Origin of the sequence: Streptococcus sp. KHUD_015 (assembly GCF_051106265.1) — a bacterium.
GTDB lineage: Bacteria > Bacillota > Bacilli > Lactobacillales > Streptococcaceae > Streptococcus.
On record NZ_CP193665.1, the window covers coordinates 1,007,808 to 1,030,303 of the forward strand.

The following is a 22,496-nucleotide window of genomic DNA, read 5'->3' on the forward strand; positions in this document are numbered from 1 at the left end:
TTATTAGTGAAATAGAAACAAATTAAGAAGTAAAAAGGAAAAATAAAAAATGTTTAATTACCCTATTCGCATTCATTACCATCGCAAGAATGGAGAATACGACACTTGCTCTTTTGTAAAAAGTCAGGACCAGCGAATTGATTTGCTGACCTACAAAGAAGATTATTTTGGCGCCTTATTTAGTTTTGAACATCCAAGTTCTCATCCACTAGAAAGTTTGAATTTTGTGGTTCATACAGGCCAAACCAGTAAAGAATATGCTATCCGTTTTAATCACTATCCTCTTTTAACAGAAGTCTGGATTTTGGAAGGGGATGACAGAATTTATTACTCTGAAAATCCTGCTATTGCCAGTCCTTTCTATAAGAATCAAAATCCTTTTGCCTTTGACAAGGCCATTAACAGTGCTAGTTTCGACCACCATTGGGGCTACCAAGGGGAATTAGGTTGCCGTGTAGAGGATAATCAGGCTCATTTTGCTCTTTGGGCTCCTACAGCGACAGAAGTGCAGGTTGTTGTTTATGAATCACCTACTAATGATGCACCTGTTTGGAAAACATTTGATATGGAAAGGGGCAATAGTTACTCTTATAACCATAAAGACAATACAATCGGTGTTTGGAGTTTGGATGTTGAGGAAGATTTGACTGGTAAGGCTTATCAGTATCAAGTCCAATTCCCTCATCACCAAACAGTGACACGCGATCCTTATACCATCGCGACCAGTCCTGATGGCAAACGTTCAGCTATCCTGAGCCATGAAGAAAAGCAAGTTGCAAACTTCGAGGTCAAGCATGGTTCTGAGGCTACTTGGCGCTTGGCAAATTCATGTAAGGCAGTTATTTGTGAAATGCACATTCGTGATTTGACCAAATCACCGACCTCAGGTGTAGATGAACATCTTCGAGGAACTTTCTTGGGTGCTGCTCAGACTGGAACGGTTAACCAGTACGGACAGTCAACTGTTTTTGATTACATCAAGAAGCTGGGCTACAATTATGTTCAGTTGCAACCAATTGCAGATCGTCATAAAGAATATGATGAGGATGGGAATGTGACCTACAACTGGGGTTATGATCCACAAAACTATAATGCACCAGAAACAAGCCTTTCTACTAATCCAGATGATCCAGCTCAGGTTATTCGTGATTTGAAGACCATGGTTCAAGCTTATCATGATGCGGGTATTGGTGTCATTATGGATGTAGTCTATAATCATACCTTCTCAGTTGTTGATGCACCTTTCCAAACAACTGTCCCTGATTACTATTATCGTATGAATCCAGACGGTACCTTCCAGAATGGAACGGGTGTTGGAAATGAAACAGCCAGTGAACACGAAATGTTCCGCAAGTACATGATTGATTCTCTTCTATACTGGGTGCAGGAATACAATATTGACGGCTTCCGTTTTGATTTGATGGGGATTCATGATGTTAAGACCATGCAGATGATTCGTCAGAGCTTGGATGAAATTGACCCTAACATTATCCTTTATGGAGAAGGATGGGATATGGGAACGGGCCTAGCGCCTTATGATAAGGCCAAGAAGGACAATGCCTACCAGATGCCAAATATTGGTTTCTTTAATGACAATCAACGCGATGCTGTCAAAGGTGGAGAAGTTTACGGGGCTATCAAATCAGGTTTTGTTAGCGGTGCTGCGACAGAGCCAATTCTAGCCAAAGCGATCCTAGGCAGTCGTGAATTAGGAACCTATATACATCCAAATCAGGTGCTTAACTATGTAGAGGCCCATGACAATTACAATCTTCACGATTTGTTGGCAACCCTTCATCCAGACCAAAGTTCCGAGCAAATCATGCGTAAAGTCGAAACTGCTACAGCCATGAATCTACTCATGCAAGGGATGGCCTTTATGGAAATCGGTCAAGAATTTGGTCGTACCAAACTGGTTGCGACTGGTGAAAATGGTGAGTTGACCCATGATGATAGAGAGCGTGCTATGAATAGCTATAACGCTCCTGACAGTGTGAACCAAGTGAACTGGGACTTGATTAATGAGAGTCAAGATAGTATTGACTTTATCCGTCAAATTATTCGATTGAAGACAGAAACCAGTGTCTTTTCTTACCCTACTTATGATGAGATTTACCATCATGTTTTTGTTCATTCAGCTCACGAGCATAGTGGTTGGATTGTCTATGAGATTCATGGAGAAGAACACCTATTGATTGTCTTTAATGCAAAAGGAGATGCGTTCCAGTTTGAAAATGCAGGAAATCTAGAACTCTTGGTGACCAATAGTCCTTCTGATGAGGAAAACAAAGTTGGTGGTGTCAGTGTTAGCATTTTTAAAGTACTATAGATGTTAGTTCGTCTTTTGGTATTTCTTTTATAAATATTTGAAAAAACAAATCAGGAAATTCGTTTTCTGATTTGTTTTTTTAGCTAAAAACACCACTTTTATTAGTAAAATAACGAACTTTATGATAATATTATTAAAAAACAATTCGTTTTCAAAGCATTTCTGAAAATTTTCTTGATTTACAAGTGAACACATCAGTGAATTTGTTGAAGACTTTCAAAAGAATTTTTAGCAAATTCCGTAATTTACTTGAATCTTCCCTAAAAAGGTAGTATAATAAATCTATAGAAAACGCTTACAGAAACAGGAGGGTGTATGAATAAGAAAAAAGCTTTAGAAACCTTTATAGCAGGTGAAAATTTTCACCTCCAGCATTATCTGGGAGCACATAGGGAAGAAAAAAATGGAGAGTATGGCTATACTTTTCGTGTGTGGGCACCCAATGCTCAAGCAGTTTATTTGGTAGGGGATTTCACCAATTGGGTTGAAAATCAAATTCCGATGGAACGGAATGAATTTGGAGTTTGGGAAGTCTTTACTAGCCTTGCTCATGAAGGCCAAATTTATAAGTATCATATCACACGTGCAAATGGTCATCAGCTGATGAAGATTGACCCTTTGGCTGTACGGTATGAGGCACGACCTGGGACTGGTGCTATTTTAACAGATATTCCAGAAAAGAAATGGAAAGATGGTCTTTGGCTAGCCCGTAGAAAACGATTGAGTTTTGAAGAGCGTCCTGTCAATATTTACGAGGTTCACGCTGGATCTTGGAAGAGAAATCCTGATGGTAGCCCTTATAGTTTTGCTCAATTGAAAGATGAACTCATTCCTTACTTGGTTGAGATGAACTATACTCACATTGAGTTTATGCCTTTGATGTCCCACCCTCTCGGTTTGAGTTGGGGCTATCAGCTTATGGGTTACTTTGCTCTAGAGCATGCCTATGGTCGCCCTGAAGAGTTTCAAGATTTTGTTGAGGAATGTCACTTAAATAATATCGGAGTTATTGTGGACTGGGTGCCTGGTCACTTCACCATTAATGATGATGCCTTGGCTTATTATGATGGGACTCCGACTTTTGAATACCAAGACCATAATAAGGCTCATAACTACGGTTGGGGTGCTCTCAATTTTGACCTTGGAAAAAATGAAGTCCAATCCTTCTTGATTTCTAGTATCAAGTTTTGGATTGACTTTTACCATTTGGACGGTATTCGAGTGGATGCGGTTAGCAACATGCTCTATCTTGATTATGATGATGCACCATGGACGCCTAATAAAGATGGCGGAAATCTCAACTACGAGGGCTATTATTTCCTTCAACGCTTGAATGATGTGATTAAACAAGTTCATCCAGACGTTATGATGATAGCTGAGGAAAGTTCATCAGCTACTCAGATTACTGACACCAAGGATTCAGATGGTCTAGGATTTGATTATAAGTGGAATATGGGCTGGATGAATGATATCCTCCGATTCTACGAAGAAGATCCGATCTATCGTAAATACGACTTTAACCTGGTGACTTTCAGCTTTATGTATGTCTTCAAGGAGAATTATCTCCTACCATTCTCACACGATGAAGTGGTTCATGGCAAGAAGAGTATGATGCACAAGATGTGGGGAGATCGTTATAATCAATTCGCAGGTTTGCGTAATCTCTACACTTACCAAATTTGTCACCCAGGTAAGAAATTGCTCTTCATGGGTAGTGAATATGGACAATTTCTAGAATGGAAATCTGAAGAACAGCTAGAATGGTCTAATCTAGAAGACCCAATGAATGCTAAGATGAAGTATTTCACTTCTCAGTTAAACCAGTTTTACAAAGCCCATCGCTGTCTGTGGGAAATCGATACCAGCTATGATGGGATTGAAATCATCGATGCGGATAATCAAGACCAGAGTGTTCTTTCCTTTATCCGTAAGGGTAAAAAGGATGATATGTTAGTTTGTGTCTTTAATATGGCACCTGTTGAACGAAAAGATTTTACAATTGGACTTCCTGTTGCAGGGATTTATGAAGAAGTTTGGAATACTGAGTTAGAAGAGTGGGGAGGCGTTTGGAAAGAACATAATCAAACTGTTCAAACGCAAGAAGGACTATGGAAAGATTATGAGCAGACCCTGACCTTTACCCTACCAGCTATGGGAGCAAGTGTATGGAAAATCAAACGTCGCTTGAAACCTACTAAAATTGTCACAAGTAAAAACCAAAAAGGAGTAGAAAATGAAGAATGAAATGTTAGCTTTGATTCTTGCTGGTGGGCAAGGAACTCGTCTCGGTAAACTCACTCAAAGCATTGCAAAACCAGCTGTGCAATTTGGTGGGCGCTACCGTATCATTGACTTTGCTCTCTCAAACTGTGCCAACTCAGGCATTCACAATGTTGGAGTCATCACACAGTATCAACCACTTGCTCTTAACAATCATATTGGGAATGGTTCAAGTTGGGGATTAGACGGTATCAATTCTGGTGTCTCTATTCTTCAACCTTATTCAGCAAGTGAAGGAAATCGTTGGTTTGAAGGGACTAGTCACGCTATTTACCAAAATATCGACTATATCGACAGTGTTAATCCTGAGTATGTTTTGATTCTATCTGGGGACCACATCTACAAAATGGACTATGATGATATGCTCCAGTCTCACAAGGATAATAATGCCAGCTTGACAGTAGCTGTTCTAGATGTCCCTCTTAAAGAAGCAAGCCGTTTTGGTATCATGAATACAGATGCCAATAACCGCATTGTTGAATTTGAAGAAAAACCAGCCCAACCTAAATCTACCAAAGCATCTATGGGGATTTACATCTTTGATTGGCAACGCCTTCGCAATATGCTAGTTGCTGCTGAAAAGAGTAATGTCGATATGTCAGACTTTGGTAAGAATGTCATTCCAAATTACCTTGAGTCAGGTGAAAGTGTCTATGCCTACGAATTTAATGGTTACTGGAAAGACGTTGGTACGATTGAGTCGCTTTGGGAAGCGAACATGGAATATATTTCTCCAGAAAATGCCTTGGATAGCCGTAACCGTCAATGGAAGATTTACTCAAGAAATTTGATTTCACCACCAAACTTCCTTGGGGCAAACGCTCATGTGGAAGATTCCTTGGTTGTTGATGGCTGTTTCGTAGATGGAACTGTTAAACATTCCATCCTTTCAACAGGATCACAAGTTCGAGAAGGGGCAGAAGTAGTAGATTCAGTTATCATGAGTGGTGCAATTGTTGGTCAGGGAGCTAAAATTAAACGTGCCATTATTGGTGAAGGTGCAGTTATTTCTGATGGTGTCGAAATCGATGGAACAGAAGAAGTACAAGTTGTAGGATATGATGAAGTAGTGGGGGTAGCAACAGATGAAGATTGATAAATATTCTGCCATTTTAGGAAACACAGTTGGTTTTCATGATATGTCAACACTGACAGACCACCGTCCAGTAGCTAGTTTGCCATTTGGTGGTAAATATCGCTTGATTGACTTCCCGCTCTCAAGTCTTGCTAACGCTGGTGTTCGTAGTATTTTTGGTATTTTCCAACAAGATAATATTAGCTCAGTCTTTGACCATATTCGTTCAGGACGTGAGTGGGGCTTGTCAACTCTTCTAAGTCACTATTATCTAGGTATTTACAATACCCGTGTGGAAAGTAGTACAGTTGGAAAAGAATACTACCAACAGCTTCTTACTTATTTGAAACGTTCTGGCTCAAACCAAACAGTTTCACTCAACTGTGATGTTTTGATTAATATCGATTTGAACCAAGTTTTCCATCTACACACTACAACAAAGGGACCTATCACTGTAGTTTATAAGAAACTTCCTAAGAAAGATATTTCAGAAGTCAATGCAATCTTGGAAGTGGATGAAACAGACCATGTTCGTTCTCATAGACTCTTTGATAGTAAATCAACAGATGAAGTTTACAATATGTCCACAGATATCTTTGTCGTTGATACACCTTGGTTGATTGAACGTTTAGAAGAAGAAGCTAAAAAAGAACATCCAGAGAAATTGCGCTATGTTTTACGAGATTTGGCTGCAAAAGAAGGGGCTTTTGCCTACGAATACACAGGTTATCTGGCAAATATTCATTCTGTAGAGTCTTATTACCAAGCTAACAAAGATATGCTTGAATCTCAAAAATTCTACTCTCTCTTCTCACCAAATCAAAAGATTTATACAAAGGTCAAAAACGAAGAGCCAACTTATTATGCTAATACATCTAAGGTAAGCACTTCTCAGTTTGCCTCTGGTAGTATCATTGAAGGTCAAGTGGCAAATTCTGTTTTATCACGTAATATTCATGTACACAAGGATAGCTTGGTTAAAGATAGCTTACTTTTCCCTCGTGTTGTTATTGGAGAAGGTGCTCAGGTCGAATATGCGATCTTGGACAAGGGTGTTGAAGTTGCGGATGGAGTTGTGATCCGTGGAACTGCAGAACATCCAGTCGTCGTTAAGAAAGGTGCTAAAGTAACAGAGGATATTCATTCATGAAAATTTTATTTGTAGCAGCTGAGGGTGCACCCTTTTCAAAAACAGGTGGTTTGGGAGACGTCATTGGCGCTCTTCCTAAATCACTGGTAAAAGCTGGGCATGAAGTTGCAGTGATTTTACCCTACTATGACATGGTAGAGGCTAAATTTGGAAATCAGATTGAAGATGTTCTTCATTTTGAGGTGAGTGTTGGTTGGCGCAGACAGTACTGTGGGATTAAGAAAACAGTACTAAATGGTGTGACCTTCTACTTTATTGACAACCAATACTATTTCTTCCGTGGTCATGTTTACGGTGATTTTGATGACGGAGAACGCTTTGCCTTTTTCCAACTGGCTGCCATTGAGGCTATGGAAAGAATTGACTTTATTCCTGACCTTCTCCATGTTCATGACTACCATACAGCTATGATTCCTTTCTTGTTAAAGGAAAAATACCGTTGGATTCAAGCCTATCAAGGAATAAAAACTGTTTTAACCATTCATAATTTGGAATTCCAAGGACAATTCTCAGAAGGAATGTTGGGTGATTTGTTTGGAATCAGTTTTGAGCGTTATGCTGATGGTACCCTTCGCTGGAACAATTGTCTGAACTGGATGAAGGCTGGTATTCTTTATGCGGATCGTGTTTCAACTGTTTCGCCTAGCTATGCTCATGAAATTATGACCAGTCAGTTCGGATGTAACTTGGATCAAATTCTTCGAATGGAGTCTGGTAAAGTATCTGGTATCGTGAACGGGATTGATGCTGATCTTTATAATCCTCAGACGGATACCCTATTAGATTATCATTTTAATCAGGAAGATTTGTCTGGGAAGGCCCAAAACAAGGCAAAATTGCAAGAAAGAGTTGGCTTGCCAGTTAGAGCCGACGTTCCACTGGTGGGAATTGTTTCTCGTTTGACACGTCAAAAAGGTTTTGATGTGGTGGTTGAAAGTCTTCACCATATCTTGCAAAATGATGTTCAGATTGTTCTTTTGGGAACTGGCGATCCAGCCTTTGAAGGAGCTTTCTCATGGTTTGCTCAAATCTACCCAGACAAGCTATCAGCAAATATTACTTTTGATGTCAAACTTGCTCAAGAAGTCTACGCTGCTTGTGACCTCTTCCTCATGCCAAGTCGTTTTGAACCATGTGGCTTGTCTCAGATGATGGCCATGCGTTACGGAACCTTGCCATTGGTCCATGAAGTTGGTGGCTTGCGAGATACCGTTCGCGCTTTCAATCCAATCGAAGGAAGCGGTACTGGCTTTAGCTTTGACAATCTATCTCCTTACTGGTTAAATTGGACTTTCCAAACAGCTTTGGACTTGTATAGAAACCATCCTGATGTTTGGAGAAATCTACAAAAACAAGCTATGGAGTGTGATTTCTCATGGGATACAGCCTGCAGGTCATACCTTGACTTGTACCATAGTTTAGTTAATTGATAGATAAAATCGTATGATGACTTCATACGATTTTTGGGCTATTTAGAGAGGAGAACTGATGTCTCAAGTAAAAGATTTGTGTGTTATGGATGTTGATGGAACCTTAATCCTAGAAGAAGTGATTGATCTTTTGGGTAAAGAGGCAGGTCGTGAGGAGGAAATTTCGCTGATTACAAGTCGGGCAATGAGAGGAGAGTTAGACTTTGAAAGCAGTTTACGAAAAAGAGTTTCCTTGTTGGAAAGTCTTCCTATTTCGGTCTTTGATAAAGTCTTCAAGTCTATTCAACTAACGCCAAATGCCCAGGAATTCATTTCCATTCTCCAAAAGAATGGAATCCTAGTTGGTCTGGTGTCCGGTGGATTTACTCCAATAGTTGAGAGATTAGCAAAATCCCTCGACATTGCCTATTTCTCTGCAAACCAACTTGAAGTCAAAGACGGTTTTCTAACAGGAAAATTAGTTGGACAAATTATCAGTCCCCAGGTCAAAAAAGAGACTCTAGAACAATGGAGAGAGGAACTAAAACTTTCTAAAGATAGAACAATTGCAATCGGTGATGGAGCAAATGACCTATTAATGTTGAAATCGGCAGGAATAGGAATCGCCTTTTGTGCCAAAGAAGTGCTCAAAAAAGAAATACAATATCATGTTGACAAGAGAGATTTTTTAGAAGTTCTTCCTTTGATTGACTGTTTAGAATGAGGGAAAATATGAAGATTGTAATTGCACCGGATTCGTTTAAGGAAAGCTTGACAGCTCAACAGGTAGCTGAAGCAATAAAAAGAGGCTTCCAACAATCGATATCAGATGTAGAATGTCTCCTCTGCCCTGTTGGTGATGGGGGAGAAGGTACTGTAGATGCTATTCGACATTCTCTCGATCTTGAAGAAAAATGGATCAAAGTGACAGGACCTTTTGGTCAAAAAGAAGCCATGCGCTATTTTCAAAAAGGTCAACTGACACTATTCGAAGTTGCTGATTTGGTTGGCCTTGGAAAAATTCCGCTAGAGGAACGAAACCCACTTCAAATCCAAACTTGTGGTATTGGAGAGTTGATTCGTCATCTCATTGTTAAAGGGATTAAAGAAATCTATATCGGCGTTGGTGGCACGGCCAGTAATGACGGAGGAATTGGGATCGCTGCTGGTTTAGGTTATCAATTTTATGATAGGGATGGAAATGTCTTGCCTGCTTTCGGTCAATCCTTATTGGACTTAGCTTCTGTTTCAACAAAAAATCGCTATGAAATTCCTGAAGATGTTCACATTCGTATTTTAGCAGATGTCGTGAGTCCCTTATGTGGTCCTCAAGGTGCGACCTACATTTTTGGCAAGCAAAAAGGCCTAAATCCTACTATGTTTCCAGTCGTAGATCAAGCAATCCAAGACTTTTATGAAAAAGTCTCACCTGCAACATTGCAAATTAAAGGAGCAGGAGCTGGTGGAGGCCTTGCTGGCGGTTTGTGTGCCTTTGCTCAGGCAAATATCGTGTCGGGAATTGATACCTGCTTGGATCTAATCAATTTTGATAAGAAAGTTGCAGATGCTGACTTGGTTATCGTTGGTGAAGGTAGATTGGACAGTCAAAGCTTTGCTGGGAAAGCGCCGATAGGCATAGCAAAAAGAACCCCTGTCGGAGTTCCTGTTGTCGCTATTTGTGGTAGTCTTGCCGAAGATTTACCTCCCCTACCATTTGAAAATATCCAAGCTGTCTTTTCTATATTGGAGAAAAGTGAACCACTAGAAGATAGTCTGAAAAATGCCAGTCTCTATCTGGAGCACACGGCTGCCAATATTGGGCACTTATTAAATATGCGCAATATTTAGCCAAACCATTTTTTCCATAAGGATGTTTTGGATGGTTCTTCCTTTTTAACTTCCCAAAGTTTTGGAAAAGCAAGTCGAAGATCCTTTTCTTCTACTTGAACTGGTGCATTGGTGTGGATAATCAGGCCAAAAGGAGAAGAAGTATGCTCTTCAGATACAATGGTAGCTTGACTATCAGTTTCTTTTGCTTCTTTTAAGTAGAAAACTTGTTTGTCAAATTCGATATTTGGTGAAATCTTCACAAATAGTGGTTCTGCTTTTTCTTGAAGGTTTTCTAAAATAGATAAAAAGCCTTTTTCTAGCTGGGGACTATTTGCTGTGTCAATATCTGCATATCCAAGAACTCTTTCCTCAAAAGTACCAAGATAGCGTCTTTGCTCATCCGGATTTAGTTTTGGCCCACCATGAGCTTTTTCAAGTAATTGTTTTGATAAATCTGTCATGAAAATAGTATATCATAAAAATAAAAAGAAAACATATGAAAGAAAGCGATTACTTTATAAAGTTAAGGAAAATTTACACAAAGATAACGTTTTTTCTTGAAAAAGGAGGGTTTTTAAGGTATTATAGAGGTGTAAAAAATTTAACTCATAAGGAGAGTAAAAAATGTCAATTATTACTGATGTTTACGCTCGCGAAGTCCTAGACTCACGCGGTAACCCAACACTTGAAGTAGAAGTTTACACTGAATCAGGTGCTTTCGGACGTGGTATGGTTCCATCAGGAGCTTCTACTGGTGAACACGAAGCAGTTGAACTTCGCGACGGTGACAAATCTCGTTACCTTGGTCTTGGTACAACAAAAGCTGTTGACAACGTAAACAACATCATTGCTGAAGCAATCATCGGCTACGATGTACGTGACCAACAAGCTATCGACCGTGCTATGATCGCACTTGACGGTACTCCTAACAAAGGTAAATTGGGTGCTAACGCAATTCTTGGTGTGTCTATCGCTGTAGCTCGCGCTGCTGCTGACTACCTTGAAATCCCACTTTACAGCTACCTTGGTGGATTCAACACTAAAGTTCTTCCAACTCCAATGATGAACATCATCAATGGTGGTTCTCACTCAGATGCTCCAATCGCTTTCCAAGAATTCATGATCGTACCTGCTGGTGCACCAACATTCAAAGAAGCTCTTCGTTGGGGTGCTGAAATCTTCCACGCACTTAAGAAAATCCTTAAAGGTCGTGGTCTTGAAACAGCTGTAGGTGACGAAGGTGGATTCGCTCCTCGTTTCGAAGGAACTGAAGATGGAGTAGAAACTATCCTTGCTGCTATCGAAGCTGCTGGTTATGTTCCAGGTAAAGACGTATTTATCGGATTTGACTGTGCATCATCAGAATTCTACGATAAAGAACGTAAAGTTTACGACTACACTAAATTCGAAGGTGAAGGAGCTGCTGTTCGTACTTCTGCAGAACAAATCGACTACCTTGAAGAGTTGGTAAACAAATACCCAATCATCACTATCGAAGATGGTATGGACGAAAACGACTGGGATGGATGGAAAGCTCTTACTGAACGTCTTGGTGGTAAAGTTCAATTGGTTGGTGACGACTTCTTCGTAACAAACACTGCTTACCTTGAAAAAGGTATTGCTGAAGGAGCTGCTAACTCAATCCTTATCAAAGTTAACCAAATCGGTACTCTTACTGAAACATTTGATGCTATCGAAATGGCTAAAGAAGCTGGTTACACTGCCGTTGTATCACACCGTTCAGGTGAAACTGAAGATTCAACAATCGCTGACATCGCAGTTGCAACTAACGCAGGCCAAATTAAGACTGGTTCACTTTCACGTACAGACCGTATTGCTAAATACAACCAATTGCTTCGCATCGAAGACCAACTTGGTGAAGTAGCAGAATACCGTGGATTGAAATCATTCTACAACCTTAAAAAATAAAATAGTTCAGTGAACTATTTTATCCCGAACCTTGAAATTCAAAAGTTCGGCCGTTGATTTAACAACGTTTCTAGCCCCTCGGATTTTATCCGAAGGGCTTTTTTTCTGTTCAGGGGGAAAAAGGGGCAAAACTTTTTAAAAAATCTTTTTCATAACTTTATTCAGTACATTGATTGCTTCATCTTTCATGTTCTTTGTGACGTGGGTGTAGATAGAAGTAGTGACTTCAGAGTCGGAATGACCAACCCTGTCCGTGATTGTTTTTAAAGGAATTTTATTTTCTGATAAAATATTGGACATCGCAGGCAGCTTGTTTTTATAGGTGTTCAATTTGATTTATTTTTTGTTTAATCCTCTTATTTTAAGATAAATATCAATGACAAATGATTTGCTTATCCGGTATATTACAAAGGAAGATAAGCTAGTAGTCACATAAATTTTAATTCAAATTCTTTAAAGCTATTTACTAGGTCAGATATTGCATGTGATTTGATCAAATAATACTGATAGTTTATTTACTCCATCTCTAATTTATTACATAATTTATTTTATGTATTTTATAAACTATCTAGAGCATTCTTTTGTTCATCATTAACGATATGGGTATAGAGGTCAGTGACTTGTGTGCTGGCATGTCCTAGCTGGTGGCTGACTAAAACTTGCGATTTAGTAGCATCATAGAGCCTAGTTGCTAGGGTATGTCGTAGTTTATGGGGTGTTACACGGACTTTGAAGTCCTCAGAATACTTAGCTACCATTTTCTCAACGCTAGAAGCATCGATACGATTAGGAACACCTCGGTAAAGTGTCAGAAAGAGTGCTGTATCTGTTTTTTCCGTCTTATAGCGTTGACTCCTAATGGCTAGATAATTCTCTAGATAAGGATTAGCAAAGGCAGCGACATTGACCGAGTCACGTTTGCCACCTTTTCGAGTGACATCAATAACCATCATCTTGAGATTGAGATCTCTTAGATCCAGATTAACAGCTTCAGATAAGCGAACACCCGATGCCAAGAGAAGGGCGATAATGGCCAAATCACGTTCTTTATTTTTATTAAAGGAGGATAAGGCACGATTTGAGAGCTGTTGTGGGTACTCTTGGTCAATATAAGTTAGAAAACCTTCTGTTTCATCACCTAGAAAGAGCTTTTGCTTGATGTTTTCAGCTCTAGCAGCAAGTGTTTCTTTCTTTTTCTTAGTTGAAACTTTCTTCATTACATTACGATAGAAATAAGGTTCTCCCTGGTCGTTTTCAACTTCCTCGGTCAGATACTTGTAAAGACTAGAAAGTGCTGACAATGTCCGATTGATAGTTGTCTGTGAAACACCTTGCTTTGTTGTGTTGGCATTCAGCAAAGGACGTTCTCGAAGATAAAGGATAAAAGACTCTATATCTTTCTTTGACATGTTTTCCAAGACAGATAAAGGAATATCAGACATTTTATCAGAGTTTGAAATACCAGACTCCAAAACCCAGCTAAAAAATCGATCGTATTCCTTGAGGTATTCGTACAAGGTTGTAAAACTGTAAGGTACAGCCAGCTTAGATTGGTAGTATTCCAGAACATACCAGGGCATGATTTGTTTTAGTTTGTCGATTCGTTCCAGTAAAATCTCACGTTTCATGTATTTTCTCCATAAATAAGTCTACTAGTAGTATAGCATAGACTTATTTATTTTTCAAGAAAATTATAGTTTTTCGGAAAGATGTTGTGGAGCTTTTTAAAAAAGACTTAGACCTGTCTAAAACGGATAGTTTTATAACTAAAAAAGTTATTATAACTAAAAAATTTTTTTGGTACAAAAATAGCTGAAAATGTACGTTATCAAAGTGAAAACTGGAAATTTCTTAAACTTGAATTTTAGTGAAAATGTAATTTACTAAAATTTAAAACCTTGTTAAACCAAGGTTTTTAGGCTTACAAGAGGTTTAAAATGGGGTATTTTTGTATATTATGTATCTAAGCTATTGGATCAAAAAAATGTACTTTATCTTGCCTTAAAATAAAGTACATTTCGATTATAAAGTACATTTCGATTATAAAGTACATTGTGTTTGATATGAATCTACTAGAAAATTTTCAAAGTCATTCTTATAAGTCAATTTCTCTAAAAAATTTCAATTGCCATTTTTGTGTTGATTGAGCCGTTGTATTTAAATTTGTGCACCAAGGCGGATAAAATCGCATGGACATTTTTCCTTTGCTGTTTTTTGTCGAGAGAATTTTTTTACGAATAGCAACTTCGTTTGGAATAATAAATAGCCCCTTGTTATCATTATCGATGACAACAATAACAAGTTCAGTTCCCAAATCTTCATTAGTATAAGGAATGTTCATGTTATTTTGGTCTTTTTTCCAAAAAACTGTAAAATATCCTTCTTTTTTCTGTGTTCTTTTTGCTAAGCGGCATCTTTTATATTCTTGCTCATCCTTTATTTTGATAAGAATACCTTCGTATTTTTCATTCCACTTTTCTTTAATGAATTCAAAATCACCATAAAACTCATATAGAACATCTAGTATTTTCATTATGATGTATGTCCTCCCTTATCAAAATCAACAAAATATTCTTGATATATATTTTACATAATAAAAATTATGTAAAACAATTTGTGATCTACAACAACAAATCTTTTACTTTACCAATTTCACTTTTTGGAATAACCAGATGAATCATATCACCGAGATACATTCTGGTTGAGCCGTTAACTGTTTGTCTCTTGCCGTTATGGACTTGGGTTGTGATGAGAACATTGTGTGGTAGGTTGAGTTCATGAACCTGTTTTCCAGCGATTTTGTCTGATACAGGAATTTCAATGAGGGTGACTTCTCCTTCATCTGTTGCTTCTTCAGGCAGCATTTTTTCAAGCATGGCCTCATAGACTGGCGTCCCCTTGAGCAGATCCATGATGATATAGGCAGCTAGAGTTACTAATCCAAGTGGCATGAGATTGCGAATATCTCCTACCATCTCAGTTACAAGTATCATAGCAGTTAAGGGAGCCTTAGATATTGCTCCAAAATAGCCACTCATTCCTAGAATGACAAATATAGGAAACTGCTCTTGACTGACAAGCCCAAGATTGACACAAATAACACCAACTAGGGCACCAAGTAAGGAACCAAGCGCCAAAATTGGTAGGAATATTCCTCCTGGAAGGCCACTTCCATAACTAATCATGCTCCAAACAAAGCGAACCAAAAAGTAAGCTAATAGAACTTGGAAACTAAAATTTTGCTCAGTTAGGGAAAGGACAACCTGATTTCCACCACCAAGGATTTGTGGTAAGAAAATTCCCACTGGTATGATGAGAATGAAGGCCAGAACTGGATAATAAGCTCTATCCAAACGCATTTTTTGACCAAGCCAATCATAAACTCTGCCGACGTTTAATACAGCTTTCTCATAGAGAAACCCAGAAAGTCCTAGAAAAATCCCCATAACCAAGTAAATCCAATACTGATCTAAGGTCATGAGAGGGATATTATCTGGCATATCCAGTACGGGTGTTAGGCCAAATATGAGTAAAGAAACAAAGTTTGCTACGAGACTAGCTGCTAGAGTGGAAACCCAGAAAAAACGCGAAAAATGATGATAGACTTCTTCTACAACAAAGAGGAGACCTGCTATTGGAGCGTTAAATGCTGCGGCTAATCCTGCGGCTGCACCACTAGCAATCAGGGAGCGTTCCTCTACTGGACTAGATTTGAGCCACTTGGCAATACCTTTTCCACCAACTGCTCCAAGTTGAATACTTGGTCCTTCACGCCCCAGCATAAGTCCACTTGCAATAGCAAGAATACCTAGCACATATTTTTTCCAAAGAACTCCCCACCAGTTGAGGGTCATGAGTCCCTTTAATTCGGCTTCGACTTGAGGAATTCCTGAGCCTTTGATATCTTTTTCTGACCGTGTTAGTTTAGCACTGAGCCAGCAGATGAATACATAAAACAAAACCAGTACAAAAAGATTGCGCACTAGGTGCGCTTGTTCTTGATAAAGTCCTTGTATCAGGTGGAAGCCTTTTTCAATTAAGAAACGAAAGGATCCAACGATAATTCCAACAACGAGACCGACAATGATGCCTCGTCCAACTTGGGATAATATGGTGCTCGAGGCAAAGGCAAATTCTTTCTTGGAACTGAGTGTTTTTGACTGTTCCTCCATAATCATTCCTTCTAACTTAACTTTCTTTTTTACCTGAAACCAGTGATTTAACGGGTTCAAAGCTGGTTCGGTGAATTGGGGTAACTCCTAGTTTTTTCAGTCCTTCTAGGTGTTTAGCTGTTCCATATCCTGCATTAGAAGCAAAATCATAGCCAGGGAACTGCTGATCGTAGTCATTCATCAATTCATCACGTGTCACCTTGGCTACTATGGAAGCTGCTGCAATTGAAAGAGAATTAGCATCACCTTTGATGATGGAGGTTTGTGAAATTGGTAATTCCAACTTCATGGCATCTATCAAAAGGTGCTCTGGTTGAGACCTGAGCTGGGAGATTGCTTCCTTCATAGCTAGTTTGGTTGCTTCATAGATATTGACTTGGTCGATGACTTGATTATCCATGATACCAATGCCGATTGACAGGGCTTGGTTTTGAACGGCTTGGAAAATTTCCAGATGTTTCTTTTTAGGAATTTTCTTGCTGTCGTTGAGACCTTTAATCTTACAATTTTTAGGTAAAATAACGGCTGCAGCGACTACAGGTCCAGCCAGAGGACCACGGCCGACCTCATCAACACCAGCAATTAAGGTCAATCCTTGCTTATAAAGTTCTTTTTCGTAGGAAAGCATGGATTCCAAACGAAGATCCTCATCCAATTCAGCTTGAATGGCTTTTTTACGCTTGCTGATTTCCTTTTGAACTCCAGAGCGATTGTCCTTTTCAAGATCTAAAAAAATAGTGTTATCAAGGTCTTTGACTGTAGCAAGGAGTTCTTTGATTTCTTTAATCGTCGCCATCTAGGTCTTCCAATGTATCTAAGGTATAGTTACCGAGTTTACCATCACGGACTTCCTTCACGAAGAGACTGTAGAAACGGTCATAGCCGTCTCTGAAACCGAGGGCGCGGGTCATGTCCATAATAATAACCGGAGCTTCTTCTTCAATTTTCATTTGTTTGAAGCGTTCAGCCAGCTTTTCTGGATAATGTTCTTTGAAATAATTGAGACCAAAAATAGTTACCTCATCCATAGGAAGCAACTGGTCTTTAATAGCTCCAGTCAAGGCCAACTTAAGCGCAACAGTTTCATCCTCAAACTTAGGCCAGAGAATCCCTGGTGTATCCAAGATTTCCAGGTCTTTATTAGTTTTGAGCCATTGTTGTCCCTTGGTCACACCTGGTTTGTTTCCGACAACAGCAATTTTCTTGCCAGCCAAACGGTTCATGAGAGTGGATTTACCAGCATTTGGAATTCCAATAATCATAGTACGCAAGGTTTCAATCTTAATACCACGTTCTTTTTGACGAGCAATCTTATCAGCCATGAGTTTCTTAGCAGCATCCGTCACAACTTTTACAGTCACTTGCTCTTTGGAGTTGATAGCTAGCGTCTGGATTCCTTGTGATTCAAAATACTGACGCCATTCCTTGGTCATTGCTGGGTCGGCCAAGTCTGCCTTGTTTAAAATCAAGAGTTTTGGTTTGTCACCAACAATCTTGGTCAACATAGGATTTTGACTAGATAGAGGCAAGCGTGCATCCACCAAAATCGTCACAAAATCAACAAATTTTAAATTCTCCTGCACCTGTCGACGCGCTTTAGACATGTGACCAGGAAACCATTGAATAGTAGCCATTGAGTTTTTTTCCTTTCGTAGCAAGGGTTTAGAGCCCCTATTTTATTTTACTATTGTCTAAACACCAAGCGAACACCAAAACTACCATGCAATGGAAAAACCTCTGATTTGATTCTCGCTTGATTTCACAATCTTTATATCAAACTGTGGGTGGTATTTGACAATATCTTTTTTGATTTTTAATAGTAAATTTGAAACAATATTTTTAGGCGAGTAACGTGGACTAAGATGTAACAAGTCTTTGAACTCATCAACACTTAATTCTACTTTATTGCTATTATCACTAGTTTCAATGAATTTTTCAATCATTCTGGAATATTTACAGGTATAACTTTTCAATTCTTCAAAATGGAAATTGTGATTTTCTACAAATTGATTTAAGGCTTTTACAGTATTTTCTTGTGAACGATTTATATTATGTGTATAGCCCATTGTTGTCTCAAAGTTAGCATGTCCTACTCTAGTCATAATATCTTTCACTGCTATGTGCATCTCATTGCTTTGAAGGTAACTAATATGCATATGCCTAAACGAATGGGGAGTAACATGTTTTACCCACTTAAAACCATAGTCACTTAAACAATTTGTCAATAATTTTCCTTCTATTCGTTTCAAAATTTGACGAAAAGTGCTTGATGTTATTGGAGAGCCGTATTCTGTTCTAAATACACTTTCAGAATGTGTAAAAGCAGGACAGGGATGTTTCTTCATATAAGCATCAAACTCTTTATTTCTCTGTATTGTCCTTTTAATAGCTTCGCTTGCAGCTTCAGGCAAAGCTACTTCTCTAATTGAATTGAGTGTTTTAGTTGTATCAAAATGAAATTGTTCAACTTTTAAACAATGATATTGAAGTGCTTTATCAATATGCAAGATTCCTTTTTCAAAATCAATATCTGATGGTAAAAATGCTGCTTCACTAATTCGAATACCTGTAAGCAACAATACTATAGCAAGATCATAATAGTTTGCATTTCTGCATTGGCGTAACACATCAAAAAATGCATGTAATTCATGGATTTCTAGAAATTTAGAATCATGTCTTTCTTTTGCTTTACGCCTTTTCTCTAGTGAAATATCTAGTTTTACCGCAGTCATTGGAGAAAACTTAATGACATTATATAACACACCATGATTAAAAATCTTATTACAAGTACTTTTTATATGAGTCATTGTTGAAGGCGATGCATCATACATTTCTAAATATTTATTGAGACTATTTTTCATCAGAAGTGGAGTAATCCTGTCTAACAAAAAATCATCTCCTATAATTTTCCCAAGACGCTTCATAACCAGTAGTTCTCTCTGAATTGTTTGTGGTTTAACAGAGACACACCAAGTCTGAAACCAATTTTCTTTTAACTCTCCAAATGTTGTAATCAGTTCAGGACTATACTGACTTTCAAATGAAGTAGTTAGTCTATCTATTTTATCAAGAACCTCTCTTTCAGCTTGTTTCCTCGCCCTACTAGTATTCTTAGTATAACTTACAGTTACTGATTTCCACTTTCCTGTTAGTGGATCTTTGTACTTTTCAACCACTTGATATAAGGGTTGCCCTTTTGAATTTGTTTTAGTTACATAATACATAATTTAATTCCTCTTAACTCTTAAAAAGAAATAAATCATTGTTGTATAGAATAAATAACTATCCTATATTATACCATGACTTCCTTATTTTGTCCGCTTTTGCTTCCATCTTAAGAAACTTTCAAATCCTTCTAGATTAATGAAAACAAGTTTATGGGTTGGGTTAATTACATACATGGAAAATGTTCTGTTTTCTCGCATTTCTTTAATCCATCTGTTCAATGTATATTGATTTAAACCATCCCATCTTTTTAGAATTCCCTTTTTATCAGCCCATTCTGCAATGGAATTTTCGACAGATATATATTTTATATTCATGTCATTATCCTTCCTAAAAAAATATTTTCTCCTCCATGGCATGACTGATGAAGTCATCATAAGAATTTCACTTACTGCTCTTTTACGGTGGCAGCCTGAACGGTCAGAAGTATCATTGTATATCATTTGTATCATGGCATATAAAGTATCGCTCTATTTTATTGATGGTTTTAATGTCGCTCTTATCATGGCGAGCCATTCAAAACTGCTCCACAAATGAGGAAAGTACCATTTTGGACTATTCAATTGTCAATGTGCTTTCTTAACCTACTACTTTTTGGAGTAATGGTCTTCTTTATTATCCACTCGACCTACAAGGTAGTCTAGACTCACCTTATAAAAATCTGCAAGTTTGATAAGGTCATTTATAGAGATTAGCCTGCTACCAGCTTCCATTTTAGAATAAGCTGATCTTGTACAATTCAAAACGATTTTCGCAATATATTCTTGTGTTAAATCATCATCTTCACGTAAATCTCTAATCCTTTTCAACATTTGTTGTCTCCTAAAACAAGTATAATATAGTTATTTTTTATATTTCAAAATGTGACAAATTGGCACATGAAACTATTCCATATATACTTTTTAGGAAATTATTTACTCTAAATGTATCTCATTTTCCTTGCTAGATTTCGTATTTTTTGTTTTCTTGTAGTTCTTTAACGTACGATTAAACATTTCAAATAAATTTATAGCTTCTCTATGTTGTTCCTTAAGTTTTTCAATTCTTCCTTTATATACGTATAAATCCTTCTCTATTGTATCTACTGAACTTTTACCTTGAATACTATTTTCTAAATTGCTAGAACTATTTGTCGTATTATTCAACAATACTTCCTCTAAATTAGTTAAATCATCAATTTTATTTTGGACTTGTTCAATCATATTCTCTAGATATGATATTTGGGCAATGAAATCATTTGTTATATCTTCAAAATCATTCGGACTATTTTCCGCAGATATAAGAAAATCTAATTGTTCTATTTTTTCTTTAATTTTGCTAAGAGGAATTCTTCTATACATATACTGTGGTTCATACTGAAGATTAAATTGTCTAATCAAAGTTTTACCTTTCATAAAGCGATTTTTTTCTACTGAATCTTTATGATATACATAGTAAGAACTAGTTTCTCTGAGAAATACTTTAACTTTTTCTTCTTCCATATTGATCTGAATATTTGGTACAAAAATAAGTCCTTCTTGTCGGATGCCAAAATGTACCTTAATGTACATTCCATCGTCTACTACTTCTTCTATTTGATTAAGATTCAACTCTACTTCAAACTCATGAATAGCATCTCTATTTCTCTTGAAATCTTGATAAGATTTCCATACCATCTCTTATGACGGCAACTCTTTTTCTTTAATTATCTTTTCTTCATTGTAAAGTTCAACTATATTTTTATTATCTAAGACAAAAGTTTCATTTTTGTTATTAAAATAGTCTTGAAAATAACTAACACTATACAGATTCGTTTTTACCAATTCCTGCTCTGCAAGCTTAATCCCATCAAATTCAAATAGAACATGTTTTTCTTTCGGAATTATTTTTAAGCCAAAAACTTCTGCTCGTTGAATCAATTCATTCATATTCTTCATTTTCGGAAGTAAGAATTCTAATATGTTTATGATTTCCCTTTGAACAAACTTTTTCTCAAAATAAGTTTCATTATAAGGTTGTTTTCTACTCAATTTACTATCACGTACGACTTGTTTCATATTTGAATCAGTCATAAAATAAGTAACATGCTTGTGTCTAAAATCAATTTCTAAATGTAAAGCTTTAGCTTTTTTCTTAAAATCTTCAAAATTTTTTGAGTTCTCGATTAGAAAATATACCCGTTGTTTTATTTCATATCTGTAATTTGTTTTGCGATAAACTTCATACTGACGATGAGAATAACGATTTTCTATAATTTTTGCCCCTGCAATTTTTGAAAGACGATCAGAAACCATTCGTAGATTATGTTCTGCCTTATAATCCCACATAAACTTTTTATCAGAATTCTTATCAATTGAATTTAGGATGATGTGATTGTGGATATGATTTTTATCCACATGAGTTGCTACGATAAAACGAAATCTACCTCCTGTCAACTCTTTAGCTGTCTCATAACCAATTCGATTGATTTGTTCAGGAGTGAGATGGTCATCTGGAGAAAAGGACTGAATGATGTGATGAGAATGAATTTTTCGTTGATTTACTTCTTGCCTATCATGACGAAATTCATAAAGACCATCATTACTTAAAAAATTATCATTGTACATCTTCACTAGTTCTTTATAACTAGGAAAATCTAAATAATTTCTCATACCAAAATCTGAAACTAGTGCTAGATTTTTTGTTTTACTTGGATTCAAAATATATTTGATTAGTTTGCTACGATAATTTTTTCCATGAATCGCAAAGTGTTTAGTGATGACCATAAAATTTCCTCAATTTTTCAGATTGAATAAGAAAATCTTTCTCCACTTCTACTATTAACTCTTCTATACCTTTTCTCAATTCATCTAATTCAACTTTCGTTATTAAATTCGAATAATTTATGCTTCTGGCTATTTGATTAATATTATTTCCGATTCGTTTTAATTCAAAAATCAAATCTTGATAACTGTTTGTATCAATGGTGATAAAATTCATACCAGGATTTAGTAGAGTTCGTCTAGCATATTCTGAGAATGATAAGCAGTTACTTTTTGAGATATTTTCATTCAATTTGACTAATTCTAGGTCAGATAAAAAGACTTTTTTTAAATTTGTTCTATATCGGTGCTCCACT

The 22,496-nt window shown here is 37.2% G+C and carries 18 protein-coding genes and 2 pseudogenes; 8 read left to right on the forward strand and 12 right to left on the reverse strand.

All coding sequences use genetic code 11. The features are described 5' to 3' along the window. Positions 1-49: 49 nt before the first annotated feature. The 7 genes from pulA (at position 50) to ACORHU_RS04685 (ending at position 10,091) form a co-directional block, all read left to right on the forward strand. Positions 50-2,329 carry a type I pullulanase gene (gene pulA, locus ACORHU_RS04655; RefSeq protein ID WP_434365093.1) on the forward strand — a complete coding sequence of 760 codons (2,280 nt, stop codon included), beginning with the start codon at positions 50-52 and terminating at the stop codon, positions 2,327-2,329. Positions 2,330-2,644: 315 nt separating this feature from the next. Then, on the forward strand, positions 2,645-4,573 hold the full coding sequence (gene glgB / locus ACORHU_RS04660) for a 1,4-alpha-glucan branching protein GlgB (protein ID WP_434365095.1): 1,929 nt from the start codon (positions 2,645-2,647) through the stop codon (positions 4,571-4,573). Then, a complete protein-coding gene (locus ACORHU_RS04665) occupies positions 4,563-5,705 on the forward strand; it encodes a glucose-1-phosphate adenylyltransferase (RefSeq protein ID WP_000787252.1) in 1,143 nt (380 codons plus the stop codon). Before glgB ends, ACORHU_RS04665 begins: the two co-directional genes overlap by 11 nt. Continuing rightward, positions 5,695-6,834, forward strand: coding sequence for a glucose-1-phosphate adenylyltransferase subunit GlgD (gene glgD, locus ACORHU_RS04670; RefSeq protein WP_434365096.1), 1,140 nt, complete (start codon positions 5,695-5,697; stop codon positions 6,832-6,834). Before ACORHU_RS04665 ends, glgD begins: the two co-directional genes overlap by 11 nt. Further along, positions 6,831-8,264 (forward strand): glycogen synthase GlgA, encoded by a 1,434-nt coding sequence (gene glgA, locus ACORHU_RS04675; RefSeq protein ID WP_434365097.1) that lies wholly within the window; start codon positions 6,831-6,833, stop codon positions 8,262-8,264. The genes glgD and glgA overlap by 4 nt, the downstream gene beginning before the upstream one ends. Positions 8,265-8,322: 58 nt before the next feature. Continuing rightward, a complete protein-coding gene (gene serB, locus ACORHU_RS04680) occupies positions 8,323-8,967 on the forward strand; it encodes a phosphoserine phosphatase SerB (RefSeq protein WP_434365099.1) in 645 nt (214 codons plus the stop codon). 8 nt (positions 8,968-8,975) lie between these two features. After that, on the forward strand, positions 8,976-10,091 hold the full coding sequence (locus tag ACORHU_RS04685; protein WP_414337561.1) for a glycerate kinase: 1,116 nt from the start codon (positions 8,976-8,978) through the stop codon (positions 10,089-10,091). Here the strand turns inward: ACORHU_RS04685 and ACORHU_RS04690 are convergent. Beyond that, positions 10,088-10,534 (reverse strand): YueI family protein, encoded by a 447-nt coding sequence (locus ACORHU_RS04690; protein WP_000131088.1) that lies wholly within the window; start codon positions 10,532-10,534, stop codon positions 10,088-10,090. The genes ACORHU_RS04685 and ACORHU_RS04690 overlap by 4 nt on opposite strands. 163 nt (positions 10,535-10,697) lie before the next feature. Between ACORHU_RS04690 and eno the strand changes: the two genes are divergently transcribed. Beyond that, positions 10,698-12,002: a surface-displayed alpha-enolase gene (gene eno / locus ACORHU_RS04695; protein ID WP_000022834.1), complete on the forward strand. Its 1,305-nt coding sequence runs from the start codon at positions 10,698-10,700 to the stop codon at positions 12,000-12,002. Positions 12,003-12,137: 135 nt separating this feature from the next. Here the strand turns inward: eno and ACORHU_RS04700 are convergent. The 11 genes and pseudogenes from ACORHU_RS04700 to ACORHU_RS04750 all read right to left on the reverse strand — a co-directional run. After that, a pseudogene (locus tag ACORHU_RS04700) lies at positions 12,138-12,296 on the reverse strand (integrase); the annotation flags it as partial. A gap of 263 nt (positions 12,297-12,559) precedes the next feature. Beyond that, the gene (gene xerS / locus ACORHU_RS04705) at positions 12,560-13,630 is read right to left on the reverse strand and encodes a tyrosine recombinase XerS (protein ID WP_434365102.1); all 1,071 of its coding nucleotides are present in this window, start codon (positions 13,628-13,630) and stop codon (positions 12,560-12,562) included. A 467-nt stretch (positions 13,631-14,097) separates the two neighbouring features. Continuing rightward, the gene (locus ACORHU_RS04710; protein ID WP_434365104.1) at positions 14,098-14,535 is read right to left on the reverse strand and encodes a MepB family protein; all 438 of its coding nucleotides are present in this window, start codon (positions 14,533-14,535) and stop codon (positions 14,098-14,100) included. Between the two features lie 88 nt (positions 14,536-14,623). Beyond that, entirely contained in the window at positions 14,624-16,174 is a 1,551-nt protein-coding gene (locus ACORHU_RS04715; protein WP_434365106.1) for a chloride channel protein, read from the reverse strand. Positions 16,175-16,190: 16 nt separating this feature from the next. Further along, a complete protein-coding gene (locus tag ACORHU_RS04720; protein ID WP_434365107.1) occupies positions 16,191-16,970 on the reverse strand; it encodes a ribonuclease HII in 780 nt (259 codons plus the stop codon). Next, on the reverse strand, positions 16,957-17,808 hold the full coding sequence (gene ylqF, locus ACORHU_RS04725) for a ribosome biogenesis GTPase YlqF (RefSeq protein ID WP_434365109.1): 852 nt from the start codon (positions 17,806-17,808) through the stop codon (positions 16,957-16,959). Before ylqF ends, ACORHU_RS04720 begins: the two co-directional genes overlap by 14 nt. Before the next feature lie 81 nt (positions 17,809-17,889). Next, positions 17,890-19,398, reverse strand: a complete 1,509-nt coding sequence (locus ACORHU_RS04730; protein WP_000291921.1) for a tyrosine-type recombinase/integrase — start codon at positions 19,396-19,398, stop codon at positions 17,890-17,892. Between the two features lie 84 nt (positions 19,399-19,482). Then, entirely contained in the window at positions 19,483-19,716 is a 234-nt protein-coding gene (locus tag ACORHU_RS04735; protein ID WP_001022845.1) for a hypothetical protein, read from the reverse strand. A 270-nt stretch (positions 19,717-19,986) separates the two neighbouring features. Continuing rightward, a complete protein-coding gene (locus tag ACORHU_RS04740) occupies positions 19,987-20,211 on the reverse strand; it encodes a helix-turn-helix domain-containing protein (RefSeq protein WP_004261340.1) in 225 nt (74 codons plus the stop codon). Between the two features lie 102 nt (positions 20,212-20,313). Next, positions 20,314-22,143 (reverse strand): annotated as a pseudogene (locus ACORHU_RS04745) (SAG1250 family conjugative relaxase). Further along, positions 22,130-22,495 (reverse strand): MobC family plasmid mobilization relaxosome protein, encoded by a 366-nt coding sequence (locus ACORHU_RS04750; RefSeq protein WP_049534619.1) that lies wholly within the window; start codon positions 22,493-22,495, stop codon positions 22,130-22,132. Before ACORHU_RS04750 ends, ACORHU_RS04745 begins: the two are co-directional and overlap by 14 nt. Between the last annotated feature and the right edge of the window lies 1 nt (position 22,496).